General features: G+C 63.2%; 8 protein-coding genes. 4 read left to right on the forward strand and 4 right to left on the reverse strand.

The genetic code is table 11. The features are described from left to right. Nucleotides 1-16: 16 nt before the first annotated feature. From JOD78_RS11935 to trxA, 4 genes are all read right to left on the reverse strand, one after another. On the reverse strand, nt 17-1,741 hold the full coding sequence (locus tag JOD78_RS11935; protein WP_121044764.1) for a glycosyltransferase: 1,725 nt from the start codon (nt 1,739-1,741) through the stop codon (nt 17-19). Nucleotides 1,742-1,993: 252 nt separating this feature from the next. Beyond that, nucleotides 1,994-2,263 carry a type B 50S ribosomal protein L31 gene (locus JOD78_RS11940; protein ID WP_034331092.1) on the reverse strand — a complete coding sequence of 90 codons (270 nt, stop codon included), beginning with the start codon at nt 2,261-2,263 and terminating at the stop codon, nt 1,994-1,996. Nucleotides 2,264-2,540: 277 nt separating this feature from the next. Next, nucleotides 2,541-3,803, reverse strand: coding sequence for a transcription termination factor Rho (gene rho / locus JOD78_RS11945; protein WP_008325783.1), 1,263 nt, complete (start codon nt 3,801-3,803; stop codon nt 2,541-2,543). Between the two features lie 131 nt (nt 3,804-3,934). Next, nucleotides 3,935-4,261 (reverse strand): thioredoxin TrxA, encoded by a 327-nt coding sequence (trxA, locus tag JOD78_RS11950; RefSeq protein ID WP_006462943.1) that lies wholly within the window; start codon nt 4,259-4,261, stop codon nt 3,935-3,937. Nucleotides 4,262-4,741: 480 nt separating this feature from the next. Here trxA and JOD78_RS11955 point away from each other — a divergent pair, with 480 nt between their 5' ends. The 4 genes from JOD78_RS11955 to JOD78_RS11970 all read left to right on the forward strand — a co-directional run bounded on the left by JOD78_RS11955 (nt 4,742) and on the right by JOD78_RS11970 (nt 13,732). Then, nucleotides 4,742-7,501 (forward strand): PD-(D/E)XK nuclease family protein, encoded by a 2,760-nt coding sequence (locus JOD78_RS11955; RefSeq protein ID WP_209567962.1) that lies wholly within the window; start codon nt 4,742-4,744, stop codon nt 7,499-7,501. Beyond that, nucleotides 7,498-10,974 (forward strand): UvrD-helicase domain-containing protein, encoded by a 3,477-nt coding sequence (locus JOD78_RS11960; protein ID WP_348534264.1) that lies wholly within the window; start codon nt 7,498-7,500, stop codon nt 10,972-10,974. Before JOD78_RS11955 ends, JOD78_RS11960 begins: the two co-directional genes overlap by 4 nt. Nucleotides 10,975-11,297: 323 nt before the next feature. After that, on the forward strand, nt 11,298-12,506 hold the full coding sequence (locus tag JOD78_RS11965) for a cation:proton antiporter (protein WP_034331088.1): 1,209 nt from the start codon (nt 11,298-11,300) through the stop codon (nt 12,504-12,506). Next, the gene (locus tag JOD78_RS11970; RefSeq protein ID WP_227022641.1) at nt 12,503-13,732 is read left to right on the forward strand and encodes a YbdK family carboxylate-amine ligase; all 1,230 of its coding nucleotides are present in this window, start codon (nt 12,503-12,505) and stop codon (nt 13,730-13,732) included. The genes JOD78_RS11965 and JOD78_RS11970 overlap by 4 nt, the downstream gene beginning before the upstream one ends. The last annotated feature ends 93 nt before the right edge of the window (nt 13,733-13,825 follow it).

Consider the following 13,825-nt stretch of genomic DNA (forward strand, 5'->3'; position numbering starts at 1 on the left):
GGCAGCCAACCTTGCATCAGCGACCGGCACGGCGGTACAGGCGGAAGCGCTCGTCGCGGTCGGAGGGGCGGCGGCCTTCCCAGACCATGCGCCAGTTGCCGGGGTACTGGCGCAGCATGATGGAGGCATCCTGATTGCTGACGTCATCCTGCAGCAGCAGGTAGTCGCAGCTCTGGTCGCGCTCGTCGGCAAAGCGCACGTTGCCGAAATAGGCGAAGGAGGCGCGCTGCGCCGGTCCCACATTGCTCTGCACGCACTGCTTGACCGAAGTCAGTTTCGATTCTATCTGTTCGGCCACGCCGGCATAGCTCTTGCCGTAGTTGACCCAGGGCAGCCACAGCGTCATCAGCAGCACCCAGCACAGGATCACGCCACCCGACGACAGCACCACGGCCCGCCACAGCACCGAGGGACGGCGCGAGATGCGCCAGTGCACCACCAGGATCCAGGCGATGGTGGCGGCCACCGCAATGGCCAGCGAGATCCATTCGAAGCCGGGCTTGAAGCCGGGCGCGAGCTTGTAGGCATTGCGTGCGATCTTGGCCGGCCAGCCGGTTTCCTTGGCGATCCAGCCGATCCAGATGAAGGCCGCCGAGGTGGTCAGCGTCATCACCGAGAACCAGTCCACCGCATTGATGGCACCGCGCTTCATGGTCGGCAGGCCGAACGCGGCCAGGATCGCCAGCGCCGGCAGCAGCGGCAGCAGCATGCCTTCTTCGCGATGCACGTTGACCAGGATCAGCAGCGTGATGGGAATCAGGAAGGCCAGCGGCAAGGCGATGTGCAGCGAGCCCAGCTGGCGGCGCCAGGCGTACAGTGCCCAGCCGGCGAAGGGCCAGGCGGGCCAGGCGAACCACACGCCGTATTTGCCGAGGAAGGCCAGGGTGGCCAGCGTCGGGCGGTTGAGCTGATAGATGTTCCAGCTCATCCACAGCTCGAACTGGCTGGCCGCTTCAGCCGGGATCAGGCGGTGCAGCGCGGCCACCCAGGCGGCGCTGATCAACAGCGCCATCGGCAGTGCCAGCAACAGCAGCAGGCCGAGGGCGCGGCCATCCTTGCGCAGGGCGGCCAGCAGGACCAGCGCGATCATCACGCCGACCGGCAGCAGCCAGCCATAGGTCAGCACCAGCATGCCCAGCGCCAGGCCCAGCCAGATGCCATGGCGCAGCTTGCCGGCATCGAACACGCGCGCCGCGCCGAACATGGCATAGGCCACCAGGGCGATCTGCAGGGTCTTGGGGCTGGTCTCGTGGCTGTGCAGCAGCAGGCCGAGGAAACCGAGATAGATCAGGAAGGCACCATCGGCCAGGGTGCGGCCGAAGTCCTTGGGTTCGGGCTGGCCGCCGAAGGCCAGCTTCAACGGCTGCGCTTCGGCGCGGCGGCCCAGCAGGTAGGTGGTGTACCAGATCGACAGCGAGCCGACCAGGAAGCAGCCGATGATGGAAACGCGGGCCGCCAGCGGGTCGCCCAGCAGCCAGCCGAACAGTTTGATGCAGATTGCACCAAACCAGTAGGCCAGCGGACTTTCCGCCGGCAGCGGCAGGCCGGCCACGTTGGGGGTGAGCCAGTCGGCCAGGTTGCCATGGGCCATGGTCCACATGATGCCGAAGCTGGTGGCATCCTCGTTCTTCCATGGATCGCGGCCGATCAGGCCGGGCAGGATGTAGAGGAGGGCGAGCGCAAGCACGGCCAGGCGCGGAAGCGCATTGGTCGCGGCGGCGGGAAGACGGACTGGCTTCATCAAGATCTTGTTGCTCTTGTTCTGTGCTGCGTGTTGGGTGATGCGCGGGCTGGGGTGGCCTGGGCCGCGCGGTCGCCGTTGTCGGCGGCTGGTGTTTTTGGCTGGTGTTTTTTTAGCAGGCCCTATTGTGCAGGAAAACCCGGTAAATAGTTGTTTCTGTCTGCTACATGATGGTGCAGCCCCTGATGCTGCCCCACCGGTGAGCCCAACAAAAAAGGCAGCCGGAGCTGCCTTTTTTGGAGGAAGTACTGATTACGCCTTCGAGACAGCAGTCTTCGAACCGACGGAACCGAACTTCTGGCGGAACTTCTCGACGCGGCCAGCGGTGTCGACGATCTTGTGCTTGCCGGTGTAGAACGGGTGCGATTCGGAGGAAACTTCGATCTTCACCAGGGGATATTGCTTGCCTTCGAACTCGCCGGTTTCGCGGGTGCCGATGGTGGAGCGGGTGATGAACTTGAAGTCGTTCGACATGTCGTGGAACAGGACTTCGCGGTAATCCGGGTGGATGCCTTCTTTCATGATTGCCTCAAGAGTAGTTTGGTAGCCAATCGCCACTTCGTCGGTCGCCCTGCTTCTTGACCCGATTGATGATCACTTGCCGGTTTGGAAAAGTCCGAAATTATACAGTGGAATCAGGGGCTTGGGTCAAGGCGGCCGACCGGCCGGGCCGGCGCGGCGTGGTATTTCAGATGAAAATGCTCATCCCTTGTTTCCCAGGGGGCAATAAAAAACGGCACGCCCGCTGAGGGACATGCCGTTTTCCGAACCTGCGACGGACTTAGTTGCTTTTGCGAACTTAGTTGCCCCGGCGCATCATGTCGAAGAACTCGGCGTTGTTCTTGGTGGACTTCATCTTGTCGAGGATGAATTCCATCGCCTCGATTTCATCCATGTCGTACATGAGCTTGCGCAGTACCCAGATCTTTTGCAGCTGGTCCGGCTTGATCAGCAGCTCCTCGCGGCGGGTGCCGGACTTGGAGAGATTGATGGCGGGGTAGACGCGCTTCTCGGCCAGGCGGCGCTCGAGGTGCACTTCCATGTTGCCGGTACCCTTGAATTCTTCGTAGATCACGTCATCCATGCGCGAGCCGGTTTCGATCAGGGCGGTGGCGATGATGGTCAGCGAACCGCCTTCTTCGACGTTGCGGGCGGCACCGAAGAAACGCTTCGGGCGTTGCAGCGCGTTGGCGTCCACACCGCCGGTCAGCACCTTGCCGGAGGCCGGGATCACGGTGTTGTAGGCGCGTGCCAGACGGGTGATCGAGTCCAGCAGGATGACCACGTCCTTCTTCATTTCGACCAGGCGCTTGGCCTTTTCCAGCACCATTTCGGCGACCTGCACGTGACGCGTGGCCGGTTCGTCGAAGGTCGAGGCGACCACTTCGCCGCGCACCGAGCGCTGCATTTCGGTCACTTCTTCCGGGCGTTCGTCGATCAGCAGCACGATCATCACGGTGTCCGGATGATTGGTGGTGATGGCGTGGGCGATGTGTTGCAGCATCACCGACTTGCCCGACTTGGGCGAGGCCACCAGCAGGCCGCGCTGGCCGCGTCCGACCGGGGCGATCAGGTCGATGATGCGGCCGGTGATGTTTTCCTCGCCGCGCATGTCGCGCTCCAGCTGCAAGAGCTTGTTGGGGTGCAGCGGCGTGAGGTTTTCGAACAGGATGCGGTGCTTGGAGGCTTCCGGCGGTTCGCCGTTGACCTTGTCGACCTTGACCAGGGCGAAATAGCGCTCGCCGTCCTTGGGCGTGCGCACTTCACCTTCGATGGAGTCGCCGGTGTGCAGGTTGAAACGGCGGATCTGCGAAGGCGAGATGTAGATGTCGTCGGTGGACGCCATGTAGCTGGCGTCGGGCGAGCGCAGGAAGCCGAAGCCGTCAGGCAACACTTCGAGGGCGCCATCGCCAAAAATCTGTTCTCCTGATTTTGCGCGCTTCTTCAGGATGGCAAACATCAGCTCCTGTTTGCGCAGGCGCGCAGCATTCTCGATGTCCAGGCTGATGGCCATTTCCAGCAAGGCAGAGACGTGCATCGCTTTTAGTTCTGATAAGTGCATATGAGTGTCCCGGGACGGGATAAGTAAAGGTGGGGGAGGGAATTGCGTGGTGTGGATCTAGGATAAAGCCGGGCACCGTGTGCCGGGCGGACGGCAGCGCGAGCGCGCCGCCGTCGGATGTTACATCAGAATCAGATGTTGCTGTCGATGAACGAGACCAGTTGGCCCTTGGCCAGTGCGCCGACCTTCTGGGCAGCGGCTGCGCCGTTCTTGAACAGGATCAGGGTCGGGATGCCGCGGATGCCGAACTTGGCCGGGATGGCCTGGTTGGAATCCACGTCCAGCTTGGCGATCTGCAGCTTGCCGTCGTATTCCTTGGCGACTTCTTCCAGGATTGGGGCGATGGCCTTGCAGGGACCGCACCATTCCGCCCAGAAATCAACCAGCACGGGCTTGTCGGACTTCAGCACATCGGCTTCGAAAGAGGCGTCAGTAATATGTTTGATATGTTCGCTCATGGCATTTCCTCGGTATGAGGCAGTGGTGTAATTAGTCAATCAGCGCCGTGGACAAATACCATCAGGCCTGGCGTGAGCCATCAACGCTTCCGGAGTTGCTAGGTCTACGTGGAGTCGTTGCGCGCCGATTCAAGTTGTAATTGAAGCGCGGCAGAGGTAAGCGGCGGGGTACAGGGGCAATCATAACCCATTTTGAGGGAAAGTGTGGACGCTCGCTCCGTGGCCTGTTGTCACCCGTCCTCATCCTGTTCATTGCAGCGCTGCGCGAGCACCGGCGCGGCTTTGCCCGTTGCGCCCGCAAGGCCGGCAGGGGGCCGTCTGGCATACAATGCGCAGCATCGTCTGCTCCGGCGCGATTGAAAAAATCTGTCGGAGCAAGAGAAAAATACAATGGCTGCACGGTCCGCTGACGCTCTTGTGCCGCCTCGGCCGTGTCCATACGCGCTATCCTCACCAGCCCTCATTGAATCCAGAGAACGCATGCTGCTTGCCACCGTACCGATCCCGCCCACTCCAGATTTCTGGCAACAGGCCGTGCGCGCGCTGCTGCGCGAGGGCCAGCCGCTGGGGCAGGCGCTGCAGGCGCAACAGCAAGGGGCGCTGGATTTCTCGGGCGTGCAATTGATGGTGCCGGCGTTTTCCCACGCCCAGAATTTCAAGGCGGCGCTGTCGCGCGAACTGCGCCGGCCCTACATCGCCCCGCGCATCAATACGCTGTCCGGCCTGCTGGCGATGCAGCCGCCGGGCGAGAGTGAGCCGCCCTCCGAGAGCGAGCGGCTCATGCAGCTCTATGCGCAACTGCGCGAACATGGCTGGCTCAAGAAAATGTTTTCCGCCCGCCGCAATGCCGACCTGCTGCCGCTGGCGCAGACGCTGCTGTCCCTGTCCGATGAGCTGACCCTGGCGCTGCTGCCCGAGATCCGCGCCAATGCGGATGGAGAAGAGGCTGCCGTTGGCCGCTGGACCCAGGCCCTGGCGCAATTGCTGGAGCCGCTGGCACCTTCTGCGCACGGCATGCTCTCCGACGAAGCGGCGCTGGTGTGGCAGGTGTGGAAGACGCAGCTCGATGCCCATGACCGCATCGTGCAACGTTTCGACGCGATGCTGGCGCTGGCGGACCAAGCCAGCCTGCCGCTGGTGTGGGTGAGCCCGACCGAACCGGAACCGCTGGACGCGGCCTTCCTGTCGGCCTACGCCCAGCGCCAGCCGGTGCGCATCGTCACGCTGGACTGGAGCCGCGCGGTCATCGCACCGCTGCATCCGCTGTATCTCTCGGCTTGGGAAGAGCTGGTGCGCGACGATGATGGTCTGCCGATGGAAGCGGACCAGGCTGCGGTCTCCCCCTCGCATCCCATCGCGCTGCCGCGCCTGTGTCCGGCCGGCGACCTCGAAAACGCCGCCATCCAAAGCGCGCAGATTGTGCTGCGCTGGCTGCAGCAGGGCAAGACCGACATCGCCATCGTGGCCCAGGACCGCGTCACCGCACGTCGCCTGCGCGCCTTGCTGGAACGCGCCGAAGTGGCCGTGGCCGATGAGACCGGCTGGAAGCTCTCCACCACCCGCGCCGCCGCTGCGCTGGCCGCGTGGAATGACCTGGTCTCGGCCCGCGGTGAAACCAATGCGCTGCTCGACCTGCTGAAGTCGCCCTTCGTTTTCCCCGATGATGCCGACCGCAGCGACCGCGTCATGCGCATCGAAGCCCGCCTGCGCCGTACCAATATCGCCGGCGACTGGCAGGCACTGCAATCGGCTTTCGCCGAAGCCGGGCAGGCCGATGATCTCGCTTGCATCATCACGCTGGCCAAGCAGGCTGCACGCTTCGGCGGCCGCAAGACGCTGGCGCAATGGTGCGAGACGCAGCGCGGCCTGTGCCAGGCGCTGGGCATGGAAGCTGCGCTGCGCGCCGATGGCGCGGGCGAGCAATGCCTGCTGATGCTCGACGAGATCGCCGCCGAGCAGGGCGGGCTGAGCGATACTTTCAGTTTTGCGGAATGGCGCGCGCTGCTCAATTTGCGTCTGGATGCCACTTCCTTCATGCCGCCCATCAAGGACCGTCGTGTCGTGATGCTGCCCCTGAACGGCGCGCGGCTGCGGCGTTTCGAGGCGGTGCTGGTGATTGGTGCGGATGCGGCGCACTTGCCTTCACCGCCGCAGGAAACCCTGTTCTTCTCCAATGCCGTGCGGCGTGAACTGAACCTGGCCACGCGCGCCACGCGTCAGCGCCAGCAGCTGCGCGACCTCACCGAATTGCTGTGCGTGAATCCGGACGTGGTGCTGTGCTGGCAGACCCATCAGGATGGCGAGCCCAATCCCGTGAGCCCGTGGATCCAGCGCCTTGAACTGAAGCTGGCGCAGCAGGGTGCCGCGCCACTGGAACGCGTGACGCTGCCGCCGCCGCTGAAACCACTGCGTGCGGTGCTCTCCACCATGCCGATGCCGAGCGCACCGGATCTCTTGCCGGCCTCGCTGTCGGCCAGCGGCTTCGGCAGTTTCCTGGCCTGCCCATATCAGTTCTTTGCGCAACGCATGCTGCGCGTGGCGGTGATGGATGAATTGTCGGACATGCCCGAGAAGCGCGACTACGGCAGCTGGCTGCACGAAATTCTTTACCGCTATCATGCCCATCTGCGCGACAACGACACCCCGCTGCCAGCCCGCGCGCCCTTGCTGGCGCAGCTTTCCGAGGAAGTGTTCCAGCGCGAGATGCAGCGCCATCCGGCCGCGCTGGCCTTCCATGCGCGCTGGCAGAAGGTGATGCCGGCCTATCTGCTGTGGGCCAACGAGCGCGAAGCCGAGGGCTGGCAATTCGCGTTCGGCGAAGAGTCGCAATCACACGCCCTGCAATGGCAGGATGGCGGCATCGAATTGTATGGACGCCTCGACCGGGTCGACCGCAATGCCGACGGCGAGCGCGCCGTGCTCGACTACAAGACCCGGACCGCCGGCGACCTCAGAAAGAAGGTCAAGGAAGCGGATGACCACCAGCTGGCCTTCTATGGCCTGCTGGCCGGTGGCGCGGTGGAACACGCGCATTACGTCGCCCTCGAACTGGGCCCTGACAAGAAGACCGGCGACGCCGCCGCCCCCGATTTCGCACGCCAACAGAAGATGCTCCAGCAACAGATCACCACCACCATGCAAGCCGTCGCCCACGGCGCGGCGCTGCCGGCCAACGGCATCGAATCCGTCTGCCAGTATTGCGAGATGCGCGGCCTGTGCCGCAAGGGAGCCTGGCTGTGAGCGCCGCCGACAAGCAACCGGCGGCTTATGAGGTCAATGGCGAATCGGTCGAGGCGGCCGTCTTCACGCGTGCCGCCTGCGATCCGCGCCATTCGGTGGTGGTCGAGGCCTGCGCTGGCAGCGGCAAGACCTGGCTGCTGGTGGCGCGCATGTTGCGCTTGCTGCTGGCCGGGGCGCAGGCACCGGAACTGCTGGCCATCACCTTCACCCGCAAGGCCGCGCAGGAAATGCGCGAGCGCCTGCTCGAACTGCTGCACGAACTGGCCCTGGCCGACGATGCCCAGGCCGCCACGCTGTTGCGCGAACGCGGTGTGGCCGAGCCCGACCTGCCCCGCTTGCTGCCGGTGGCGCGCGCACTGTACGAGCGCATCCTCTCGTCTGAACAGAGCCTGTCCATCGACACCTTCCACAGCTGGTTCGCGCGTTTGTTGCAGATTGCACCTTTGGCCTCAGGCGTGCCGCACGGCTATACCCTGACCGAAAAGAACGGCGAGCTGATCGATGAAGCCTACCGCCGCTTCATGCAGAAACTGCGCGAGCCCGAGGGCGCGCCCGTCAAGGCGGCGCTGCTGGAACTCTATGAACTGGCAGGCGACTTCAATGCGCGCCAGTTGCTCGATGCCTTCATCGACAAGCGCGCCGAATGGTGGGCGGCCACGCAGGACGACGATGGCGAGGAAGACGAAGAGACAGCCGACATGCCATCGCCCCTGCGCTGGCTGGAAGACCTGTGCGGCCCGGATGCGCAGCGCGATGCGCGCCTGTCGCTGTGGGACGATGCGGCACTGGTCGCGCGTGCCAGCCAGATCGCGGTCCTGCTGGGCCAGGGGGGTAGCGCCAACAAGACGCGCGCGGTGGCCATCGAGTCGGCCTTGACGGCGGGTTCCGCGCTGGAGAATTTCGACGCCCTCTACAGCCAGTTCTTCGATGACAAGGACAAGCCGCGCAAGAACGGCAAGGTCAAGTCGCTGCTGGCCGCCCTGGTGCAGCACTTCGGCAGCAGCGAGGAAGCCGCGCTGACGGCCTTTGAAGAAGAGTTCAATGCCATCGGCAACGCACTGCGCAAGCTGCAGGGACGTAGCAAGGAAAAGGCGGTCCTGCAACTCAACCGCGCCCTCTTCACCGCTGGCCGCACCTACCTGGCCTGCTATCAGGAAGTCAAATCCGAACAGCGCGTGCTGGACTTCGCCGACCTCGAATGGCAGGCTTACCGCCTGCTGCGCAACGAGGCCAGCGCCGCCTATCTGCAGACCCGGCTGGATGCGCGTTACAAGCACATCCTGCTGGACGAATTCCAGGACACCAACCCGCTGCAATGGTGCATCGTGCGCTGCTGGCTCGATGCCTATGGCGGCGATGCGGCCCAGCCCAGCGTCTTCGTGGTGGGCGATCCCAAGCAATCCATCTATCGCTTCCGCCGCGCCGAGCCGCGCGTGTTCGTGGCCGCGCGCGAGATGCTGCGCGTGCAGGGGGCCGCCATCCTGCGCGCCAACCAGACGCGCCGCAATGCTTCGGCCGTGGTCGATGTACTGAATCGTTCATTCGTCATGGGCGGCAATCCGCTGTTCGCGCAGCAGACCACGCTGGGCCTTGCTGGTGGCGAGGTCTGGCGGCTTCCGCTGGCGCGGCAGGACGAGGATGCAGAAAACGTCATTTCGCCTGAAACCCCCGAAGAACCGGCTTCCCCCGAGTCCACGGAAAACGCCGAGGACATCATCCCCTGGCGCAACCCCCTGACCTCGCCGCGCGGCGAGGAAGATGATGCGCGCCGCCTGCTGGAAGGGCAGGCACTGGCGCAGGCTTTGCTCAAAGCCTGTCGCGAAGTGCCGGTAGCCGACGGCAAGGGAACGCGCCCCATGCGCTGGGGAGACATCATGCTGCTGGTCCGCAAGCGCACGCACCTGGCGGCCTATGAGAGTGCCTTGCGCGCCGCAGGGATTCCCTTCATTTCCGACAAGCGCGGCGGCCTGCTCGAATCGCTGGAAATCGCCGACCTGATTGCGCTGCTGACTTTCCTCATCACGCCCAACGACACACGTGCGCTGGCCCACGTCCTCAAGAGCCCGATCATCGGCGCGGCCGATGAGGACCTGGTGCAGATCGCGCGCCGCGTGGCGCAAGCCGAGGGCGGACACTGGTGGCAGCATCTGCAGGGCATGCAGGAGGAGGGCAGTGCTTCGGCCGCTCTGGTGCGTGCCGTGACCCTGCTGCAGCGCTGGCTGCAGGCGGCACCGCATCTGCCGGTGCATGACCTGCTGGACATGATCCTGCATCAGGGCGAACTGGTGGCGCGCTATGCGCAGCATGCCTCGCCGCTCACGCGCAGCCAGACCTTGGGCAACATTGCGGCCTTCGTGGAGTTGTCGCTGAACATGGATGCCGGGCGTTATCCGAGCTTGCCCAAGTTCATTGACGCGCTGCGTGTTCTGCAACGCACCTCCGGCGGCGATGCCCCCGATGAGGCGAGCGTGGATGCCAGCGCCGATGCCGTGCGCATCCTCACCGTGCACAGTGCCAAGGGACTGGAAGCCCCGGTGGTGGCCATCCTCGATGCCAATCACAGCGATTCGGTGGAAGACAATCTCGGCATCCTCTGCGCCTGGCCGCAGGATCAGGATGCGCCCACGCACTTCTCGGCCTTTGGCCGGCGCAGCGAACGCGGCTGTGCGCGGGATGATCTGTTCGAGGAAGAAGAAAGCCTGAAGACCCAGGAAGACTGGAACCTGCTGTACGTCGCCGTCACGCGTGCCAAGCAGTTGCTGCTGGTCTCGGGCGTGGCCGGTAATCGCGGGGCGGGCGAGGGCGGGGTGGTGCATGGCAGCTGGTATCAGCGTCTCTTCGCCAGCGATGCTCCGGTGCGCGAGATCAGCGAGGAAGCGGTACACGGTGCCGATGTTGCCGCCATCGAGGAGCAATTCTCGCTGGCGCTGTTCGATCCCAAGCCGGTACCGATGTCGCTCTTCGGCGCAGCGCAGGAGGAGGAAGATGCGCTGCCCGAGGTCGATGCCGATGGCACGCTGGTCAGCACCGAAGCCATCGATGAAGGCGTAGCCCTGCACGCGCTGCTGGAGCGGCTCACGCACGGCAACGCATGGCCGTTGCACTTGCCATCGCCGCCTGCTCTGGTGCGCTGGCTGGGCATCTCTGCGGAGATGGCACAGGTAGTGCATGCGCAGGCGCGCGTGGTGCTGGCACAGCCGGAACTGGAGCGCTTCTTCAATCCGTCGTTGCATCGCTGGGCGCGCAATGAAATGGAGATCGTCGCCCCGTCTGGCGTCATGCGGCTGGACCGCGTGGTCATGTTCGACGACGAAGTCTGGGTCATCGATTACAAGCGCCGTCTGCTCGACAGCGAGCGTGCCGATTACGCAGCGCAGCTGGCCCGCTATCGTAGTGCGCTCGTGTCAGTCTTTTCTGACAAACGAATCAGGTCTGCTCTGATTACCGCTGACGGCATCCTGACGGAGCATTGAGGCTCCCCTAACTACATTCATCTTCTCAATGCGCTTCGGATAACTTCCAGAAATTCAATAAATATCAAATCAGGAAATTCAGATTTCCGTTGTAGGTAAAAAAAAGATCATCGCGTAGAGCAAGAGTGATATCTTCTGTGCTCCGGTTTTTTGATGAGAGATTTTTTCTTCAAAAATCTTCCTGGAAAAATCGGGCCCGATCTCGTCGGGCTGCTCGTGCCGCACATGCCCGGCATGTTGCTTACGCGATCCGCAACATGCATGTCATCGTCGAATGATAGTGTGCTGCTGCGGTTCAACACCACATCGTTACAGGAGGAGATATGGAGTGGGCTCTTCCGTCGTTCACCCTCGCACAGACGCTGCAATGGAATGCCCTGCTGGTATTCGGCGGCCTGCTGCTCTTCGGGCTGATCGCGGGCTACGTAGTTTCCAAGTCCCCATGGGTGCCTCGCATCACGGGTTATCTGCTGGTCGGTTTCCTCTTGGGTGCCGGCGGGTTCAATCTGCTTTCCGGTGAAGTCCTCAAGGTCACCAACATCTTTGCCGACATTGCCGTGGCGCTGGTGGTGTACCAGTTGGGACGCTACGTCGACATCGGCTGGCTGCGCCGCGAAAAATGGCTGATGATCACGGTGGCCGTCTCGGCCGTGCTGTGCTTCGGTTTCGTCAGCATCGCCCTGACCTGGTTCGGTACCGATTCGGTCATGGCGCTCTTGGGTGGCGTGATGGCCATTGCCACCGCACCGGCCGTGGTGCTGGTGGTGCTGCGCGACCTCAAGGCGGAAGGCCAGGTCACGCGCCGCCTGGCGGCCATGACCGCGCTCAACAACTTCGTGGCCGTACTGGCCGCCTATGCGCTCTTGCCGGTGATCGCGCATGAGGCCGGCACGCCCGTCTGGACGCTGATCCAGCACACCCTGTATTCGCTGGTCGGCTCGGCCATCCTGGCCTATCTGACCTACTGGCTGATGATGCCGCTGGCGCGCCTGCTGGGCCGCGAGAACAGCTCGCAGTTCGTGCTGGTGATCTCGGTGATTGCACTGGCCATCGGCGTGGCGCATGCGCTGCATCTGCCGGTGATGCTGACCATGCTGATCTTCGCCATCCTCTCCAAGAATCTGGATCGCCAGTTCGATCTGATGGAGCTGGAGTTTGGTGTCGCCAACGAGTTGTTCGTGGTGATGCTCTTCGTCACCGTGGGCGCATCGATGAAGCTGTCGGACTTGAGCCTGCTGGGCTTCTCGGTGCTGATCCTGATCGCGGCGCGTTTCCTGGCGATGGGCTTGGGCGTGTTCCTGTTTGCCCGCTTTGCCCGCATGAACTGGCGGCAGGCCGGCCTGCTCACGCTGGGCACCTTGCCCATGACCGAAGTCGGCGTGGGCCTGATGCAAACCGTTTCGTCGCTGTATCCGCACACCACGGCCAATGTCTTGCCGCTGCTGGCGGGCAGCATGGTGGTCCTGGAATTCCTGGGGCCGGTGGCAACCCAGTTTGCCCTGATCAAATCTGGAGAGAGTGGACGCGAATGAATACCGAGACACTGATCCGCAACGAACACGATGCCCCCGGTACCCAGGCCCATGTGGCCGGTCCGCAGGGCAGCGCCGGCATCCTGCCGTTCGGTTCCTCCACGCCCTTCACCATGGGCATCGAGCTGGAACTGCAACTGGTCAACCGCCGCAACTACAACCTGGCCAGCGATGCGGTCGATCTGCTGAACTGGATTGAGCCGCGTGACCTGCAAAAACAGATCAAGCTGGAAATGACGCAGGGGATGATCGAGCTCAACTCGGGCATCCACACCCGCGTGGATGAACTGATCGAAGAACTGAAGGGCTTGCGCGGCGCCTTGAACCGTGGCGCGCAATATCTCAACATCGATGTCTCCGGCGGTGGCGCGCATCCCTTCCAGCACTGGAACGAGCAGCGCATCACGCCCAGCGAGCGCTTCCATTATCTGCACGAGAAATACGGCTACCTGGCCAAGACCTTTACCGTCTTCGGCCAGCACATCCACATCGGTGTGGAGAACGGCGATGATGCGCTGTATCTCACGCACGGCTTCTCGCGTTACGTGCCGCACTTCATCGCGCTGTCGGCGGCGTCGCCCTTCTACCAGGGCGCGGACACCAAGTTCGATTCCTCGCGCAGCAACGTGGTGCGGGCGTTTCCGCTGTCGGGAACGGCACCGGTGCATACCAAGTGGGCCGAGTTCGAGACGTATTACGATGAACTGCACCAAATGGGCATCATCGCCAGCATGAAGGATTTCTATTGGGATATCCGTCCCAAGCCGGAATACGGCACCGTGGAAATCCGCGTCTGCGATACGCCGCTGACCATCGAGCATGCGGCGCACCTGGGTGCCTATGCGCAATTGCTGGCGCGCTGGATCCTCACTGAGCGGCCTTTCGTGGTCGGCGATGATTTCTATCTGCTGTACCAGTTCAACCGCTTCGAGGCCAGCCGCTTCGGGCTCAACGGCCAGCTGGCCCTGCACGGCGCGACGCCTTCGCAATCGCGCAAGCTGCCCATCTATGAACACCTGCTGCAGCAATTGCAGTTGCTGGAACCCTATGTGGCCAACGAGGCCGAGCAGCAGACCATCACGCGCCTGCGCCGCATCGCGCATGATCGCTTGTCCGATGCCAGCTGGCTGCGCCAGATGTTTGCGCAGCGGGGCTCGCTCAATGACATGATGCGCTTGTCCTCGGAATTGTGGATGGGCGTGGAGCCGCCGCCGTATTTTCAGTAAACGATATAAATGATTTAAATTGCTGGTTAGGATAAAGTTGCACCAAAGTTGAGGCACCTGGCATTCCGCGTGTTTGCAGAGCACGCGGGATGA

This window comes from Herbaspirillum sp. 1130 (assembly GCF_017833835.1).
Taxonomy (GTDB): Bacteria; Pseudomonadota; Gammaproteobacteria; order Burkholderiales; family Burkholderiaceae_D; genus Herbaspirillum; species Herbaspirillum huttiense.